The organism is Leucothrix pacifica (assembly GCF_003172875.1).
Lineage (GTDB): Bacteria > Pseudomonadota > Gammaproteobacteria > Thiotrichales > Thiotrichaceae > Leucothrix > Leucothrix pacifica.
The window spans coordinates 24,055-39,922 of sequence record NZ_QGKM01000001.1; the positions used below are offsets into that span (position 1 = coordinate 24,055).

The 15,868-nt window shown below is 48.6% G+C and carries 16 protein-coding genes and 1 riboswitch; of the genes, 2 read left to right on the plus strand and 14 right to left on the minus strand.

The window, feature by feature from the left end; all coding sequences use genetic code 11:
• Positions 1-52 precede the first annotated feature (52 nt).
• From DKW60_RS00125 to DKW60_RS00155, 7 genes are all read right to left on the minus strand, one after another.
• Complete coding sequence (locus DKW60_RS00125; protein ID WP_109835630.1) at positions 53-1,108, minus strand: formate dehydrogenase subunit gamma; 1,056 nt, start codon at positions 1,106-1,108, stop codon at positions 53-55.
• Between the two features lie 20 nt (positions 1,109-1,128).
• The gene (gene fdh3B / locus DKW60_RS00130) at positions 1,129-1,791 is read right to left on the minus strand and encodes a formate dehydrogenase FDH3 subunit beta (protein WP_109835631.1); all 663 of its coding nucleotides are present in this window, start codon (positions 1,789-1,791) and stop codon (positions 1,129-1,131) included.
• Between the two features lie 11 nt (positions 1,792-1,802).
• Positions 1,803-4,700 (minus strand): formate dehydrogenase subunit alpha, encoded by a 2,898-nt coding sequence (locus DKW60_RS00135; protein WP_109835632.1) that lies wholly within the window; start codon positions 4,698-4,700, stop codon positions 1,803-1,805.
• A gap of 19 nt (positions 4,701-4,719) precedes the next feature.
• On the minus strand, positions 4,720-4,929 hold the full coding sequence (locus DKW60_RS00140) for a formate dehydrogenase (protein ID WP_109835633.1): 210 nt from the start codon (positions 4,927-4,929) through the stop codon (positions 4,720-4,722).
• 12 nt (positions 4,930-4,941) lie between these two features.
• Positions 4,942-5,571, minus strand: coding sequence for a TorD/DmsD family molecular chaperone (locus DKW60_RS00145; RefSeq protein WP_109835634.1), 630 nt, complete (start codon positions 5,569-5,571; stop codon positions 4,942-4,944).
• Between the two features lie 98 nt (positions 5,572-5,669).
• Positions 5,670-7,904, minus strand: coding sequence for a DUF3306 domain-containing protein (locus DKW60_RS00150; RefSeq protein ID WP_109835635.1), 2,235 nt, complete (start codon positions 7,902-7,904; stop codon positions 5,670-5,672).
• The gene (locus DKW60_RS00155) at positions 7,901-8,404 is read right to left on the minus strand and encodes a DUF3305 domain-containing protein (protein ID WP_109835636.1); all 504 of its coding nucleotides are present in this window, start codon (positions 8,402-8,404) and stop codon (positions 7,901-7,903) included. The genes DKW60_RS00150 and DKW60_RS00155 overlap by 4 nt, the downstream gene beginning before the upstream one ends.
• 337 nt (positions 8,405-8,741) lie before the next feature.
• Between DKW60_RS00155 and DKW60_RS00160 the strand changes: the two genes are divergently transcribed.
• Positions 8,742-9,647 (plus strand): helix-turn-helix transcriptional regulator, encoded by a 906-nt coding sequence (locus tag DKW60_RS00160; RefSeq protein ID WP_109835637.1) that lies wholly within the window; start codon positions 8,742-8,744, stop codon positions 9,645-9,647.
• A 26-nt stretch (positions 9,648-9,673) separates the two neighbouring features.
• On the opposite strand, the gene DKW60_RS00165 is transcribed toward DKW60_RS00160, so the two are convergent.
• The 6 genes from DKW60_RS00165 to DKW60_RS00190 all read right to left on the minus strand — a co-directional run bounded on the left by DKW60_RS00165 (position 9,674) and on the right by DKW60_RS00190 (position 13,348).
• Complete coding sequence (locus DKW60_RS00165) at positions 9,674-10,039, minus strand: type II toxin-antitoxin system VapC family toxin (protein ID WP_109835638.1); 366 nt, start codon at positions 10,037-10,039, stop codon at positions 9,674-9,676.
• A 78-nt stretch (positions 10,040-10,117) separates the two neighbouring features.
• The gene (locus DKW60_RS00170) at positions 10,118-10,597 is read right to left on the minus strand and encodes a PIN domain-containing protein (RefSeq protein WP_109835639.1); all 480 of its coding nucleotides are present in this window, start codon (positions 10,595-10,597) and stop codon (positions 10,118-10,120) included.
• Between the two features lie 3 nt (positions 10,598-10,600).
• Positions 10,601-10,930, minus strand: coding sequence for a UPF0175 family protein (locus DKW60_RS00175; RefSeq protein ID WP_109835640.1), 330 nt, complete (start codon positions 10,928-10,930; stop codon positions 10,601-10,603).
• A 119-nt stretch (positions 10,931-11,049) separates the two neighbouring features.
• Positions 11,050-11,349: a hypothetical protein gene (locus DKW60_RS00180; protein ID WP_109835641.1), complete on the minus strand. Its 300-nt coding sequence runs from the start codon at positions 11,347-11,349 to the stop codon at positions 11,050-11,052.
• Between the two features lie 44 nt (positions 11,350-11,393).
• Positions 11,394-11,496: riboswitch (SAM-I-IV-variant riboswitch) on the minus strand.
• 114 nt (positions 11,497-11,610) lie between these two features.
• Entirely contained in the window at positions 11,611-12,081 is a 471-nt protein-coding gene (locus DKW60_RS00185) for a hypothetical protein (RefSeq protein ID WP_109835642.1), read from the minus strand.
• Positions 12,082-12,211: 130 nt separating this feature from the next.
• Positions 12,212-13,348, minus strand: a complete 1,137-nt coding sequence (locus tag DKW60_RS00190) for a TauD/TfdA family dioxygenase (RefSeq protein WP_109835643.1) — start codon at positions 13,346-13,348, stop codon at positions 12,212-12,214.
• Positions 13,349-13,449: 101 nt separating this feature from the next.
• Here DKW60_RS00190 and DKW60_RS00195 point away from each other — a divergent pair, with 101 nt between their 5' ends.
• Positions 13,450-14,361 carry a LysR family transcriptional regulator gene (locus tag DKW60_RS00195; RefSeq protein ID WP_109835644.1) on the plus strand — a complete coding sequence of 304 codons (912 nt, stop codon included), beginning with the start codon at positions 13,450-13,452 and terminating at the stop codon, positions 14,359-14,361.
• Here the strand turns inward: DKW60_RS00195 and DKW60_RS00200 are convergent.
• Complete coding sequence (locus DKW60_RS00200) at positions 14,339-15,766, minus strand: aldehyde dehydrogenase family protein (protein WP_109835645.1); 1,428 nt, start codon at positions 15,764-15,766, stop codon at positions 14,339-14,341. The genes DKW60_RS00195 and DKW60_RS00200 overlap by 23 nt on opposite strands.
• Positions 15,767-15,868 lie beyond the last annotated feature (102 nt).

Consider the following 15,868-nt stretch of genomic DNA (forward strand, 5'->3'; position numbering starts at 1 on the left):
ACAGTTTCCTGATCGACCTTACAGTTTTATACTTCGAGCACTGGGACTTAACTTAGCTGACTGCTTTGACCTGTTCTGTACCAGAGTCATTTTCAGAGGCATCATCAGCAACCGGCGCTAACTCTTCTACCGGCACTACCACACCCTGCTCAACTAACTCCTCGTACCAAAGATCATGGTGTTCCTTGGCCCAGTTAGCATCACACTCACCCGTTTGCATCACCTCAAACGCACCTTCCATGGCAATCGTGCCCATGTAGATGTGGCCTAAGGACGCCGCCATAATGCCAACCGCAGAGATACTATGCACCCAATGCGCGAAGGTAATATTGTCACGGGTTCGACCGAAGTCTGTGTAGTCCAGTATAAATGTGAAATCCAACACTAAACCACTGGCTACTACGACAATACCCACCAGCACTGCCATCCAATACCAGCCTTTTTCACCAGCATTGTACCGACCTGCGGGAGCATGTCCGCCAAGCAATCCACCACCTTTAAAGACCCACTTAAAGTCGATCCACTTGAAGAAATTACCCTTCATAAAGGTAAAGGTCAGCACCACCAACGCAATGGCAAAGGCAGGTCCGGCATAGTCATGAATGCGCTTCATGAGTAATGTCAGCGGGCCACCAATCTCAGGGCCGAGATAAGGGATGATAATAAATCGCCCAAACAACAGCACTGCTCCGGTAATACCCAACGCTACAAACAGGATAGCAGTGATCCAATGAACATACCGCTGGAACGTGGTGAAGCGTTTGATCTTCTGCGTAGAGCGTCCGGCTTTAATAGGAATTTTACCCCGTATCAGCCGGAACAGCAGAATAGCAATAATGGTAAAGCCCAGCACCTTAGCAGCAGTCGGAATCAACTGCCCCATACGAAAGTGCCGCCACTCCTCCCCGCCAATGTTTACCAATGAGGTGGACTCTATTCCCTTTACCTGGCTACGCACCTGCCCCGGATCAGAATCTTCCTGAGCACGGGCGCGTACCGCATTCCATAACTCAGCACCAGGATCTTGCTGAATCACAGATGGCCCGGCGGCATGACTCACCGCCGGAAAGGTCAGCAGTAATAACAAGCTTAACCACAATATCCGCATAAAGATCACTCTCGTATAAGCTAGTTAGATGAGTCCGGCGTCCACTGCTGCACACTGCCACCCGTTGCCCGACCACTGAGTGACGGATTCGGTCTGAAGTTTGCCTTCTGCTGTAAACGCGTCTGACTGAACGCTGCTGCACCTCGGTTTACCACACGATCGCGATATACATCTGCAACCACATTGGCATCACCTGCTAACAGAGCATGCGTTGAACACATCTCAGCACAGATTGGCAACTTACCTTCAGCGATACGATTAGTACCGTACTTGGTGTACTCAGCCGGACTCATGTCTTCCTCTTCCGGACCACCGGCACAGAACGTACATTTATCCATCTTGCCGCGAGACGAGAACGCACCATCCGTTGGGAACTGAGGCGCTCCAAACGGACACGCGTAGAAGCAGTAGCCACAACCGATACAAGTATCTTTGTTATGTAGGACGATGCCTTCGTCAGTGATTTCAAAGCAATCAACCGGACAAACTGCTGCACACGGTGCATCCGAACAATGCATACAAGCAACGGATAAGGAACGCTCACCCGGCTCACCATCTTTAATCGTCACGACGCGGCGACGGTTTACGCCAACCGGAATCTCGTGTTCGTTTTTACACGCAGTGACACAGGCATTACATTCAATACAGCGTTCTGCGTCGCAATAAAACTTCATTCTTGCCATGATTATTCTCCTTAAGCTTTGCTAATACGACACAGGCTACACTTAGATTCCTGCATTTGAGTAACTGAATCATAACCGTAGGTCATGGCTGTGTTGATCGCCTCTCCCAAGGCATAAGGATCTGCCCCTTCAGGGTATTTATGACGTAAATCTTCACCCTGGAAGTGTCCACCGAAGTGGAATGGGGAGAATGCAACACCCGCTGCAACACGACGTGTAATCATTGCTTTCACTTTGATCTTGCCGCCTTCCGGACTTTCAATCCACACATCGTCACCTTCGCGAATGCCGTTATCGTTAGCATCACGTGGGTTCATCTCAACAAACATGTCAGGCTGCAATTCTGCCAACCATGGGTTTGAACGTGTCTCGTCACCACCACCCTCATATTCCACCAATCGACCGGAGGTAATAATGATTGGGAAGTCTTTGGAGTAATCCTTACTCTGGATCGAGTTATAACGCGTTGGCAAACGCCAGAACGATTTACGATCCTCATACGTCGGATACTTCTCAACCAAGTCATAACGAGAGGTATAAAGCGGCTCACGGTGAATGGGTACAGGGTCTGGGAATGTCCACACCTTAGCGCGGGCCTTGGCATTACCAAATGGCGAACAACCGTGTGCAATCGCGACACGCTGGATACCACCGGACAGATCCGTTTTCCAGTTCTTACCTTCGGCTGCAGTCTTTTCTTCATCCGTCAGATCATCCCACCAGCCAAGCTTCTTCAACATATCTGCGCTGAATTCCGGATAACCATCTTTGATATCCGAATCTGCTGACCAGGAATCTTCTGCTAACAGATTAGTCCCTTCATATTCCACACCAAAACGCGCACGGAAGGTTAACCCACCCTCAGCAACCGGCTTACTGGTGTCATACAGGTTTGGTGTACCGGGGTGATTCATCTCTGGCGTACCCCAACATGGCCAAGGCATGCCGTAAGTGTCACCGTCACAGGCACCACCTTCCGCTTTCAGGGTGTCGTAGTCGAATGTGCCCCAGTTCTGCTGGTGCTTCTTCATACGCTCAGGGCTTTGACCGGTGTAACCAATCGTCCACATCCCTTTATTGAATTCGCGGGTAATGTCTTCGATAACAGGCTCGCCATCTTTGATCTCGATGTTCTTGAACAGCTCACCATCAATGCCAAGCTTCTTCGCCAACATGTGCATAATGACATGATCAGGCTTGGACTCGAACAATGGCTCAATAACACGATCACGCCACTGCAGTGAACGATTCGATGCGGTGACTGATCCATGAGTTTCAAACTGCGTGGTAGCAGGCAGTAGATACACACCGTCTTTACGATCGTGCATAACCGCTGAAACGGTTGGGTAAGGATCAACAACAACCAGCATGTCGAGTTTTTCCATCGCCGTCTTCATCTCAGTTCCACGCGTCTGAGAGTTCGGTGCATGTCCCCAGAAGAACATAGCGCGCAAGGCGTCTTTTTGTGCAGTATTAGCTTTATCTTCTAATACACCATCAATCCAACGAGAAACCGGAATCCCTTTGGTGTTCATGACATGAACGTCTTTATCACCTTTTTTCTCATAACTACCGGTATCAAAACGGCCTTTGATCCACTCGTAGTCTAAGTCCCAAACCTTGGCCCAGTGCTTCCATGAACCAGCGGACAAACCGTAGTAGCCCGGCAATGTATCAGCCAGTACACCCAAATCCGTTGCGCCCTGAACGTTGTCATGACCACGGAAGATGTTAGCACCACCACCAGACACACCCATGTTACCGAGTGCCAACTGGAATGCGCAGTATGCGCGAGTATTGTTATTACCAATGGTGTGCTGCGTACCACCCATGCACCATATGAACGTACCCGGACGATTACGTGCCATCGCTTTTGCTGCACCGTAGACTTTCGCCTCTGGTACACCAGTCACGCGCTCCACCTCTTCCGGTGTCCACTTCATGACTTCAGCTTTGACATCTTCCATACCAAACACGCGCTGGCGGATAAACTCTTTATCTTCCCAGCCGTTCTTGAAGATGTGGTACATCATGCCCCAGATAATGGGTACGTCCGTTCCCGGACGAATCTGTAGGAAATGATCAGCATGTGCCGCAGTACGGGTAAAGCGAGGATCGATAACAATGATTGGTGCATTATTTTCTTCTTTCGCCTTAAAGATATGCTGCATCGACACCGGATGTGCTTCCGTCGGATTAGAGCCGATTAGCAGGATTGCTTTCGAGTTATGAATATCATTGTAGGAGTTAGTCATCGCACCGTAACCCCAGGTATTCGCTACCCCGGCTACTGTAGTTGAGTGACAAATACGCGCCTGATGGTCAACGTTATTAGTACCCCACATCGCTGCCATCTTACGGAATAAGTAAGCCTGCTCATTATTGTGCTTAGCAGAACCGAGTAGGTATACCGAGTCAGGGCCAGACTCTTCACGAATCTTTAGCAGCTTGTCGCCAATCTCTTCAATGGCCGTCTCCCAAGAGATTTTCTTCCACTTACCATCAACCAATTTGGTGGGGTATTTCAGACGACGTTCACCGTGACCGTGCTCACGCAACGTTGCACCTTTGGCACAATGCGTACCTTGGTTAAACGGGTGATCAAACGCAGGCTCTTGCCCGGTCCAAACACCGCTCTTTACTTCAGCGATAACACCACAACCCACTGAACAGTGAGTACAGATGGTGCGAACTTCTTTAACTTCACCACCCTTAGTGGTAGCGGCTTCAGCCTTCTGCATCATGCCTGCGCTCAAGCCAGTACCTAAAATGGCACCACCAGCGGCAGTCAGACTGGAGTTCTTTAAAAACTCACGGCGGTTGAGCATCCAACCACTTCCGGAGAATTTACATTGATCATCTTTAGCGTCCGCAGTCTTCGCTGAGGCGCTGATTTTTTCGAGTTTCATGCGATTTCCTCCGCTGTAATCAGCTGGCTAAGTTTTTATAATAAGCAGCAACGTGCTTAGTAACACGGTAGCCTTTACGCTCAGGCTTAACTTCTGTTTCAGCTTCTACTTCCGGTGCGGTTGATGCCACTGCCGGTGCTGTTGCGACTAATCCCGCTGCGGCACCTACTGCTGCGCCACCGCGAAGAAACGCTCTACGCTCGCTGTCATGCTTGTCTGATTTACTCATAAACTCTGACTCCTAAAGTTCCAGTCCAAAGTACTGTTGTTCAAATTGAATGAAGGCCGCACCAAAGCGTGCAACTGCCTGATAAAATGATGCAGAATCGGCATTGCTCAGGTCTTCAAAAAACTGGCCTAACCATTTCAACATGTGTTGTGAGAAGAAGTGTGACTGAGTAGCGGTATCGCGACCTTCCTGAACCATCATGGACATCACCTCGCAAAGCGCTGCCACATGGTCTTCCGGCTCTTTCACTGACGGGTCACGCTGATAACCTAAACTCATCAGGTCATCCCTCAACAACCCAAGCGGTTTCTCCATTAAAAAACCCGTCAGATACCACGAGCCGTAAGGCACCACCTCACCGCGCCCTAAGCCAATAAATAAGTCGTGATACTCGTCGTCCACCGAGGCTGGGTCAGAATGCTCTGCTGCCAAGCCCAATAGGGACATCGAAATACCCAACTCGTCTTTGTCGCTACTGTTTTGCGTCAAACTGGCGGCATAGGCCAGCGTATCCGCTGACGGCACATCTCTAAGTAACGCGCCCAGCAATGCGTATGCACCTGCCCGATACTGCTGTTCGGGTGCATGTAATGCGGTCTCATCATTTAGTGGTATTAATGGTTGTGCGCCTGGGTTAGTCATTCACTCTCCTCAACTCATGTATTTGTTAGCAAGCCATAGGCCAAACTTTTCAGGAAAAAAGTCAGTCATACGGCGCTATAATCTGTTTTATCCTTCAATTAATGACGAAACGACCCATCACGCTGGTCACCACGGCCAGGTTGACCCATGGCGACATCATCCTGAACGATATCCACCACACGGCAGTCCTCGCACTTTTTCAGACGATCCTTAGCGCGCTCATCCTGAAACATATAATGCCCCTCCAGCTTACCGAGCATGGTTAGAATCATACTTTCACTGGCAAAGGGTTTACCGCAGTCGATACAGTGGAATGGCTTTTCCTCATTTAACTGCATGGTGCGGTTGCGCTGTTCGCGGTTGCTGATGAATAAAGGTTGCAGCTCAATCGCATTCTCAGGACAGGCCGTGTCACACAGCCCACACTGCACACAGTTCACCGCATGGAATTTCAGAACCGGCGAGTCCGTGCCGCCACTAAGCGCTTTCGCCGGACACACAGTGGCGCAAGCCATACATAAGGTGCAGGCTTCTTTATCCACTTTAAGCACACCAAAAGGCGCACCAGCCGGTAACGGAATACTGTCTTGTGGCTCTGGCGCATGCTTATAGAAGTGATCCATCGCAATTAACCACTGCTGACGCTTGTCATTCATACCGGCTTGAGTGGCTGGCGGGAAATACGGCATGGCTTGATCTGTCGAACCGAAGGCTTCCTGATAATCCGCGGTGAGTGCAGCGACTGATTGTGTATCATCGCTTGATAAGGCCGGAATCAGTCGCACTGCATCCTCTGGATAACCCAATCCAGACAACTGAGTGGTTAAAATACTCAGCTGATGGCGCAGATGTTTGCGGGAGACTGCGGGCGTATTCTCATCATCCAGCAATAAAATCTGACTCGCGCCAAAGCTCAGTGCAGCCGACCAAAAGTCCGCGCCGACACTCGCCAACTCCTCTAACGGAAACGGCAGGATATTATCCGCCAGCGCCTGTGTATTTAATGAAGTCTCATTGGCATACAGCAATAATACCGGCGCTTCACCACCCTCATCCCGATATGCTTTTAACAATCGGCGAATCTGATCAACCTGAAAACCAACCGACGGATAGTTATAAGTAATCGCACCGGTTGGACAAACTGTCGCACATGTTCCACCACCCTGACACAGCTGCGGTTGAACGCTAATGGTTTCACCTATCGAAATAATGGCATCCGTCGGACACGCGTCAATACAGTTGGTACAACCCGGTAAGCCACTACTGCCATGTGCACAAATGTCGCTGTTATAAGCAAAGAACTTAGGCTTAGCAAAGCTTCCTTCCAGCGGCGTGATTTCTTCTAAAATAGCAGCGGTTGTTTTGGTGCTTATGGTGAAATAGCCCGGTGCCGGGATTTCTGACTGACTCAGCGGTGTGTCATTCAGATCTACAATCATATCCGCGACTAAGGTTTGCGTCTGGCCTGCCTCATCCGTCAGACGTAGTTTGAAATCACCCAGCCAGCCCTCCAGCACCATGTCACGGTTGTCTTGCTTGATAATCACGGACTGATCCGTCACTAAATCACTGTCAGCCGTGAGCACAATACGCGCAGTGAGCGGCTCAGAAATTTCCGTGGCAAAGCGCAATGCATCATCTCCACCAATCACCAGCACTTTACCGTTAGATTGATACTCAACCTGTCCGGTTGGCTCGGGAGAATGGTTCTGCAAACTGGCTAATGCGGCTTGTTTGGGCGTCATTGCGGTCATAGTGGTTTGATCTCGTGAGGTCTGGGATTTTTCGAGTTGGCGACGGGCTTCAACCTTCATCATGTGCTTCATATCACTGGTGACGGTATTACCGAGTGGAGCGAATTTGGTGTAATCATCATCGTAGTCATCAAGGCCATCGCGGATATTAAAATCACTGCCCTGAAACAGTTTACGCAGTGCAATCTTGCGCAGCTCTTCGCTGACTTTGGGTGACATAAACCCCGTGTAATCCGACTCCTCAGTGAGTGTGTCTATATCGGGCATGTCTTCATCAGTTAATTCAACCGGAGTTTCGGCTTGCTCTGGCGTGTCAGGAGACTGATTATCGACGGCTTCTGTACCACTCCCGTCAAAACGGTTATTCACATCAGCTAAAGACTGCTCAAGCGCAGAACCATGCGGCTCAGCGGTATCTTCTACAAAGTTACCCCCAGAGTTATCCAACGCTTTATCCACAGATTTATTTGCAGTCTTATCCGCAGAACCAGCGCCTGATTGAGATTCATCCTCCTGATCCCCCAGACGTTTACGGCGCGACCAGCGGCTTAGGAAACCTTCCTTATCCTGTTCACTCATACGCGAATATTCCCCCCGCCTTTTTTCCAGTCGTTGAGCTTGCGCTTGCGCTTTTTCTCAGGGAAATAGTTATCCAACACATAAGCCTCTATCCACAGATAAAGCTCATTGGGAATGTCAACTGCGAAGATCTCTTTACCACCTTCCTGATAGGAGTGTGCCTCGTCAAAACTCATGCTGACTTTAAACGGGATAGGCTGCTCGCTGTCTTCTTTGTCGGTAATCACATAACAACCGGGCTTTGGCGACATCAGGTTGTGGTAATAGCTCTCACACTCATCCTTATATAAGGTCACGCTGAGGCCGGCGTATCGATATTGTTCAATATCGTTTTGGCTGTGCAGTAGCGTCATACCGCTGTCATTATTCGTGGCGTTATCGTCTGCCTCAGACTCCCCGACAATCAAGCCAATCACTGTCCAATAAGCATCGGCCCATTGGCTACTGCTCGGACGTTTTTCCAGAATCACAGATACCGGAAAACTAGTTTGCTGTTCCATTCATGCTCCTCTCTCAAACACAGGCAGCACTGAGTCACTCACTCATTAAGTCTCTGCCCAATCAAATATGGAGCAATTAACGTGCCATTCGGGATAAGGATGACTTTGACGGTAATTCACACCTCTCTTTCATTATGAGTGAGTCAAAATATCTCTAAAGCAATAGTATTTGGGACATTATGACGCCATTACGAATCATCGATCACAGCGGGTATCTCAGGATGATTCACCGTCTGCTAACGCCAATAATCATTACAACCCACAGAATCACAGCATCCTCTGTCCCGGCACGAATATTGCAAACCTTTACAACAAAGCCTGTACAAGGAGCGAAGGAATGGCGATTGAAACTCAGGATGCTTATATGAGCGTTCGACAAGTAGCTGAGTACTTGCATCTCAATGAGAAGAAAATCTATGAGCTGGTGAAAGAGCAGCAGATACCGGCGACTAAGGTCACTGGCAAGTGGCTGTTCCCGCGCGGACTGGTAGATCGCTGGCTTAACGAATCCGCCAATGGTGGCACGCTCAGTGACCGCCTGACTATTGCAGGAAGTGACGATCCCTTGCTTTATCGCCTGATCCTTGCCTACACCCATGAGATTGATGGGCGCGGCGTGGTCAACTACACCCCAACCGGCACGCGCATGGGGCTCAAACAACTTCAAGCTCGCCGCATTGACGCCTGCTGCATGCACTGGGGGCCAAGCGATGAAAGCAGCTTTCGCCATCCTGCATTACTGCAACAACACCGGCAACATCGTCAATGGGCACTGATGCATCTGTTTAAGCGCGAGCAAGGCCTAATGGTACATCCGGAAGTCATGACTCAGATCAACGATCAACAAGACTTATTCAAGCAACAATGGCGATGGGTGCAACGCCAAAGCGGCGCGGGTTCGCAACGTTTTTTAATGGAAGTATTGGGCAAAGCGGGCGGTAATGTCGATGACTTAACCCTCTCACAAACCGCGCACTCTGAGCACGAAGCAGCAGGTCTCATCGTTATGCGTATGGCCGATGTAGCACCAGGGCCTCGCGCAGCCGCCACGGAATCTGGTCTGGAATTTATCAGCATGGGCTGGGAGTCGTTTGATATCGCAATGACGCGTGGTATTTGGTTCCGGCATTTGTTTCAGGACCTGTTGAAACGCCTGCAGTCGGATCAGGCGCAATCCATAGCCAGCATGTTGCAGGGTTATGATTTATCGGCTTGTGGACAGTTGATTTGGGGAGAAAGTTGAGGAAAAGATAGAGGAAAAAAGCACAATCAATCCATGGGGTTCAGCAAGTTCAGCCCTTCAATCCAATCGTAGTCCGAGGTATTTCGAGTGACCAGTGGGATATTATAATCCAGTGCCGTTGCGGCGATTAAGGAATCTCCCAGACCCATTTTGCGCTGACGACGAAGTGCAATCGCTTTATCGGTAATGTCGCTGGACGTGGGTAATACTCTGGCCATATTGAATAGCATTTCTAATTCCCGGGCATCTTCGTCTTTTAGTTTGTGATAGCCGAGTACTTCGATCAGGCTGATTTCAGCGGCGGCGAAGTCTTTTTTGGTGATCCAGTCGCGAAGGGCTTTGTGCTCCGGCAGGATGGCGTAGATGAAGATATTGCTTTCGATTAGTCGCATTGTTATTTCTCGTTCGTTGAGCGTATTTCCATCACCAGAAATCCACACTCTGCGCTCTGAATCATACTTTGGTACTTTTTAATTTAGTAATAGAGATCGCAGCGAATTACTCATTCTAAACTTCACTTGATCCAAAGCGCTAACAATCGACTCCATCTCGTGAACAGATACATAGCCAGCCTGTTTAAGTGCATATAACACACCAACCAGCCCTTGTACTTGCAGCCCCATATCCTTGGCCATTCTCCGACCCGCTTTTTCATCAATTAGTAGCGGCAGACCAAGTTGATCTGCCAGCAGAATAGCTTCTGATTCTCCAGGATCCAATTGCAATCTAAGCAGCAGTAAACGAGCATCATCTTTAATCGGTTTAACCACGACGAAGCCCTGAGCTTTAAGCACAAACCAACTCGCATCAGGCCTTAGACCTTCTTCAATTTCCTGAGCAACCATTGACGGTATAGTCACGCTAGAAAAGATATGCTTTAGCAACTCAAACTTTTCTATGTTCAACATAGCTATCAGCGGCGAACTGTCTGAAACAATAAGATGCTTCATGTATTAGTTTCCTAACAGCTGCATTGCTTCTGCAACAGCATCTTGCTCGTCTGTATCAATCAGCGGTAGATTCATATCTGCAATAATACCGCGCAGCTCCTCCTTACCAACCTCTAACAACTCTGCCATTTTTCCTAATGAAATATCGCCATTACGCCACGCCTGCAAGGCCGTAGCTCGTGTTAGACCAAAGCTAAGGTTTTCATTTGTAAGCGGAACCGCAACACCAATAGGTTTACCATGCTTAGTAATAAAGACGTATTCATTCTGCTCTAATGAATGCGTAAGATTGGAAGGGTTATTGCGCAGTTCTCTGATGGCTATTGATTGCATATTATTTTGTACTACTCTTTGAAGGTACAAAAACTATAGCACCATAACTGGTTCTGACTCAATCTCTACATGAAGCTCTCGGAGCATCTATCGCAATAAACCTTAAAAGCTGCTGACAATTACTTCAGCCTCGCAACATCCACCCGAACCGCCTCCTGCAACGCCTCAGCCACCGACAACTCAGGCGACAAGGTTAAAATACAATAACGATTATTCCCGCGCTCATCCTGATATTCAATGTAAGCAAAGGTTCTGGGCAATACCGAGCCATCCTTTGTATTGACCTTGCCTTTGGCAAACCAGATCTTTAAGGGCTGAAAGCTGACTGAGTGCCTTCTGTGATAAGTTTTGGTCCAGGAATATGTCGTTGTCTCAAGACCTTGAAAATCTTCAGCGTGACTAAAATGTGCTTCAAACATGAGTTGCTCCCATAACGGTTAATATGAGAACTGACGTGGGTGAGGTTTTCCTGATTGGTTGTCAGATCGACCACATCGCAATTAAGCAACCACCTTGCCCAGGTAGGCAGGTTGGCGAGGACGTCAGCCCTGCTCTTGATGTTTTGTAGGACTGATAGTAGACCGTTTTTTGGTGATTTTCAACAGGTCAGAAATTAAAACGGCGACCCCGAAGAGCCGCCTACTTAAACACTACTTCTTAGGAAAGTAGTTTGGAAATGCTTAGTGAATGTTACGTACGCTCACTGAGATTGAGCCTGCACTGCGGTAGTTACTGTGACCGTGGTTGCTTGCACCGCGACGGTTATGGTTAGAAGCACCATGATCGCGTCGGTTACCGTTTGAACGATACTTAGATCGGCAATTACTACGGTTCTTAGTCAGTCGGTTAATCTCAACACGAGCTGAGTGTAACTTGTTTTTTAGCGTTTGAAGCTCCCAACGTGAATACCCGTTGGACTTGAACTTTCTTTCTAAACCAGCGATACGCTTTTGAGTTGCTTTAAGCGTTCGGGCTTCAGCCGGTGTGATCTGGCAAGTCTTAATACCTTGCTGAATCATAACAGACTGCTCGTGCTGTTCTTTATTGATACCTGCATCACGTTTGTGATGGTGACCACCAGCGGCACTGGCTTGCATGCTAACCAAAAGTGCTGAAGCGGCAACTGCTGTAATTGCGATTCTTTTAAACATAATAATAGGACTCCGATATAAATTAATCAAGTGGCTTACTCGTCTTACATACATTTAGGCGCAGCCACTCCTTTTATCGGGTCACTCTTTACATATCCTTACACAACACTAACCATTCTTTACAATTTGTTTAGTCGTGTTGTCTCGCCAATACTCGCAAACGGCTTTGGAACTCCGTGCGATCCACATAACACCCACGCAAATGACGATGCCCGGTTGGTTCAAACTCAGTACGGCCGTGCAGCACCCGACGATTATCAAACACCACCATCTCTCCAGCTTTTAGGCGATATTGCATGCGGTATTTTGCTTGGCGCATACGCCCCATCAGATCACGATACGCTAGATAGTAGTCATGCATCACTGCTTCCGGCAGGTCAAAAACACTGGCGATGTGTGCATTGTATTTCAACTCGACAATATTGCCCTGATGATCCAGATTAATCATCGGATGGTGATGCTGAATATCATGCGTCTCATCATGAAAACGGAACGGGATAGCGACCGTGGCTAACAGCTCAAAATGCTCTGGCGCTTGTTCCCGCATATCCTCCAACACTCTCAAACCATCGGCAAACACTGACTCGCCACCTTGTGTGTCATTGGCCAGGCAATGCAGGAATTGATAGCCCGGAGGCGTCTCTTGGTTCGGTAGATCAGTATGTAATGGCAAGGCTAATGCTGTGTAAGCAAGGTTGATTGGATTGGGTTCTGAGCGCACCTCAAAGGTCACACCAAAGTTTGTTTGTCGCTGGTAATCAATACGATGTGCCACATCATCCAATGCTTGTTCAGTCGCTGGCATGTCCTTAACCAAAATAATGCCATCCTGATCTAACTGTTTCATCCAGCTATATAACGCTGCATCGTCAGTAGTTAAATCATTAAAAGACGCACTCCCCATATCTTTTAAGAATTGCGCATCCCAGCTTCGCGCACGGGGCTTATTTGCCGGGCGTAAGTCTCCGGCGTAAGCATGCTCGCGCAACCACTCACCACTGAACTGACTGTGATGATCACCCTCTGACCACTCAATCATCAGTCTGTCATTGTCCACACTAAATGACAGTGGCTCGATGTCTGCCGATACGCTGAGTAAATCAAACGTGCGCTCCTTGGTATCCGGATGCAGGGTTGTCGGGCAGTTATCCCGCAGCCATAAGTAATGGAAGGTGGATGTTTTACCGTCACTCCAAACCAACTCCAGTGCGTGATCAAGTTTGGAGGCGGACTGTAAAACGAGGTGGTAATCAAAGGCGGCTGACATGCGAACTCTCTCAATAAGAAGGGATGGATATTGTTTACTGTAATGCAATAAGCTAAGCCTTACTAAATGACTAATAATAGACTTCATGATAAGTAGAGCTAATGCAAAATAAACAATCGCCCCTACCACCATTAAACTGGTTAAAAACCTTTGCTTCAGCGGCTCGCCTACTTAATTTCACCGCAGCGGCTGATGAGTTGAATATGACGCAATCTGCAGTCAGTCAGCAAGTGCGTTTGCTGGAAGATCATTTGGGACGGCAGCTATTTAATCGTCAGCACAAAAAGCTTACGCTAACCAATAGCGGCATGGCTTATCTGCCTGCGGTGCAGGAAGCGCTTGAACTGGTGCAACGCGCCACTCACGACATCTTTTCTCCGCTTAAATATGGCGTGTTGACACTACAGGTAAATACCGCTTTTTTATTACTGTGGTTAACACCCCGACTGCCTGAGTTTAATCGTCTGAATCCTGGCATTGAGCTGCGTCTTAGCAGTATCAATTGGGATAATGATTATTCGGGCATGTCGACTGACTTGACGATTCGCCATGGCCGTGGGGACTGGACAGATCATTCCGCACTTTGTTTGGTCAACCCTCGCCTACGACCTTTTGGTACACCAGAAATCGCAGCACAAGTCCAGCAACCGAAAGACCTACAGCAAGTCGCATTGATTGATGTGTTAGGCAACCACCAGCAATGGAATGATTGGTTGAGCAGTGTCGGCCTCAAAGGTGAATCAGCTATACCCGGTGTGCGTCATCAGGTTGATACCGCAGCGGCTGCGGTTTCATTGACAAAACATGGCGGTGGGGTGTGTTTGGGGTATGACGAGCTATTGGATCTGGAAGTCAGTGCCGGACATTTGGTACCGTTATTTTCAAACTATGTGGATACAGTTGATAGCTATTATCTGAGCTACAACCAGAACCGCCCACTATCACAGGCGGCTCAGTTGTTTAAGAATTGGTTATGCACTCAGCTGAGTATTACACCCACGCAACCGTCTTAGCTTCGAGGAATTCTTCCAGACCAAATACACCACCCTCGCGGCCATTACCAGATTGCTTATAACCACCAAATGGCGATACATAGCCCTGATAATGCCCATTCACGCTGATGCTACCGGCGCGCAAACGACGAATCACGTATTCCAGTTGTGTTTTGTCCGTCCCTGATACACAGGCAGCCAAGCCATACACTGTGTCATTAGCAATCTCGATCGCCTCATCCACCGTATCATAGGGAATCATCACCAACACGGGACCAAAGATTTCATCGCGGGCAATCGACATTTGGTTATTCACATCGGCAAATACCGTCGGTTTCACGTAGTAGCCAGTCTCAAAGCCCATCGGCTTACCGACACCACCAGCGACAAGGCGTGCACCTTCATCAATTCCCGTTTGAATCATTCCCTGAATTTTGTCGAATTGTGTCTGACTGATTACCGGCCCCATGTGCGTGCCATGTTCCTGCGGGTCCCCCACGCTCACTCCCAAAGCAAACTGGCGGGCAATTTCAACGGCTTCTTCATACTGATCACGCTGCACCAGCATACGAGTCGGTGCGTCACAAGACTGGCCAACATTACCAAAACAGAAGTCGACACCGCCTTCTACTGCCGTTTTTAAATCTGCATCTGGCAGGATAATATTCGGTGATTTACCACCTAGCTCCTGACTTACACGCTTTACTGTCGGCGCTGCGGCGGAAGCAATTAGAATCCCTGCACGGGTTGAGCCAGTAAATGACACACAGTCCACATCAGGATGAGAAGACAATGGTGCGCCTACGCTTGGGCCATCACCATTAATCAAGTTAAACACGCCCGGCGGATAACCTGCTTCATCGATCATTTCTGCAAATAACAGGGCTGACAGCGGTGATAACTCACTAGGCTTTAAGATCATGGTGCAACCTGCCGCCAGTGCCGGTGCAACTTTTATAGTGACCTGATTAATCGGCCAGTTCCACGGTGTGATCATACTGCACACACCTACGGGCTCGCGCATTAAGGTGCAGTCATCTTCCATACGCGTATCAAACTTGAACTTCTGAAGCTCTTTAATGGCTTGCTCGATATGGCCACGACCGGACTCCGCCTGCACTTCACGGCTGTAATCCACTGGTGCGCCCATTTCCAAAGTCATTAGCTCAGCCATTTCATTGTAACGGCGGTCATAAGCAGCCAGTAGCTTTTCCAATAAGGCTACGCGCGCTTCAACGCTAGATTGTGAGTAGCTGGCAAAGGCTGCTTTAGCAGCTGCCACTGCGGCATTGGCATCGGCTTCACCGCCCATTGCTAAGGACTCAATGACCTGCTCTGTAGCGGGATTGATTACACCAAAGTCAGCCGCTGCTTGTTGTGGTTTTACCCATTCGCCATTAATGTAAAACTGATCCGTCTTGACCATTGCCTGCCTCTGATTGTGATAGTCTGGTTATAAGATTATAGTAATTCTGTTTTTATTGAATATCCATTCAAATATCTTACATCATTGACTAAATGTATGAAA

What these genes read in the sequence shown, in the direction of transcription:
- DKW60_RS00125 (WP_109835630.1), bottom strand. Translation starts at nt 1,108, where the DNA reads ATGCGGATATTGTGGTTAAGCTTGTTATTACTGCTGACCTTTCCGGCG.
- fdh3B (WP_109835631.1), bottom strand. Translation starts at nt 1,791, where the DNA reads ATGGCAAGAATGAAGTTTTATTGCGACGCAGAACGCTGTATTGAATGT.
- DKW60_RS00135 (WP_109835632.1), bottom strand. Translation starts at nt 4,700, where the DNA reads ATGAAACTCGAAAAAATCAGCGCCTCAGCGAAGACTGCGGACGCTAAA.
- DKW60_RS00140 (WP_109835633.1), bottom strand. Translation starts at nt 4,929, where the DNA reads ATGAGTAAATCAGACAAGCATGACAGCGAGCGTAGAGCGTTTCTTCGC.
- DKW60_RS00145 (WP_109835634.1), bottom strand. Translation starts at nt 5,571, where the DNA reads ATGACTAACCCAGGCGCACAACCATTAATACCACTAAATGATGAGACC.
- DKW60_RS00150 (WP_109835635.1), bottom strand. Translation starts at nt 7,904, where the DNA reads ATGAGTGAACAGGATAAGGAAGGTTTCCTAAGCCGCTGGTCGCGCCGT.
- DKW60_RS00155 (WP_109835636.1), bottom strand. Translation starts at nt 8,404, where the DNA reads ATGGAACAGCAAACTAGTTTTCCGGTATCTGTGATTCTGGAAAAACGT.
- DKW60_RS00160 (WP_109835637.1), top strand. Translation starts at nt 8,742, where the DNA reads ATGGCGATTGAAACTCAGGATGCTTATATGAGCGTTCGACAAGTAGCT.
- DKW60_RS00165 (WP_109835638.1), bottom strand. Translation starts at nt 10,039, where the DNA reads ATGCGACTAATCGAAAGCAATATCTTCATCTACGCCATCCTGCCGGAG.
- DKW60_RS00170 (WP_109835639.1), bottom strand. Translation starts at nt 10,597, where the DNA reads ATGAAGCATCTTATTGTTTCAGACAGTTCGCCGCTGATAGCTATGTTG.
- DKW60_RS00175 (WP_109835640.1), bottom strand. Translation starts at nt 10,930, where the DNA reads ATGCAATCAATAGCCATCAGAGAACTGCGCAATAACCCTTCCAATCTT.
- DKW60_RS00180 (WP_109835641.1), bottom strand. Translation starts at nt 11,349, where the DNA reads ATGTTTGAAGCACATTTTAGTCACGCTGAAGATTTTCAAGGTCTTGAG.
- DKW60_RS00185 (WP_109835642.1), bottom strand. Translation starts at nt 12,081, where the DNA reads ATGTTTAAAAGAATCGCAATTACAGCAGTTGCCGCTTCAGCACTTTTG.
- DKW60_RS00190 (WP_109835643.1), bottom strand. Translation starts at nt 13,348, where the DNA reads ATGTCAGCCGCCTTTGATTACCACCTCGTTTTACAGTCCGCCTCCAAA.
- DKW60_RS00195 (WP_109835644.1), top strand. Translation starts at nt 13,450, where the DNA reads ATGCAAAATAAACAATCGCCCCTACCACCATTAAACTGGTTAAAAACC.
- DKW60_RS00200 (WP_109835645.1), bottom strand. Translation starts at nt 15,766, where the DNA reads ATGGTCAAGACGGATCAGTTTTACATTAATGGCGAATGGGTAAAACCA.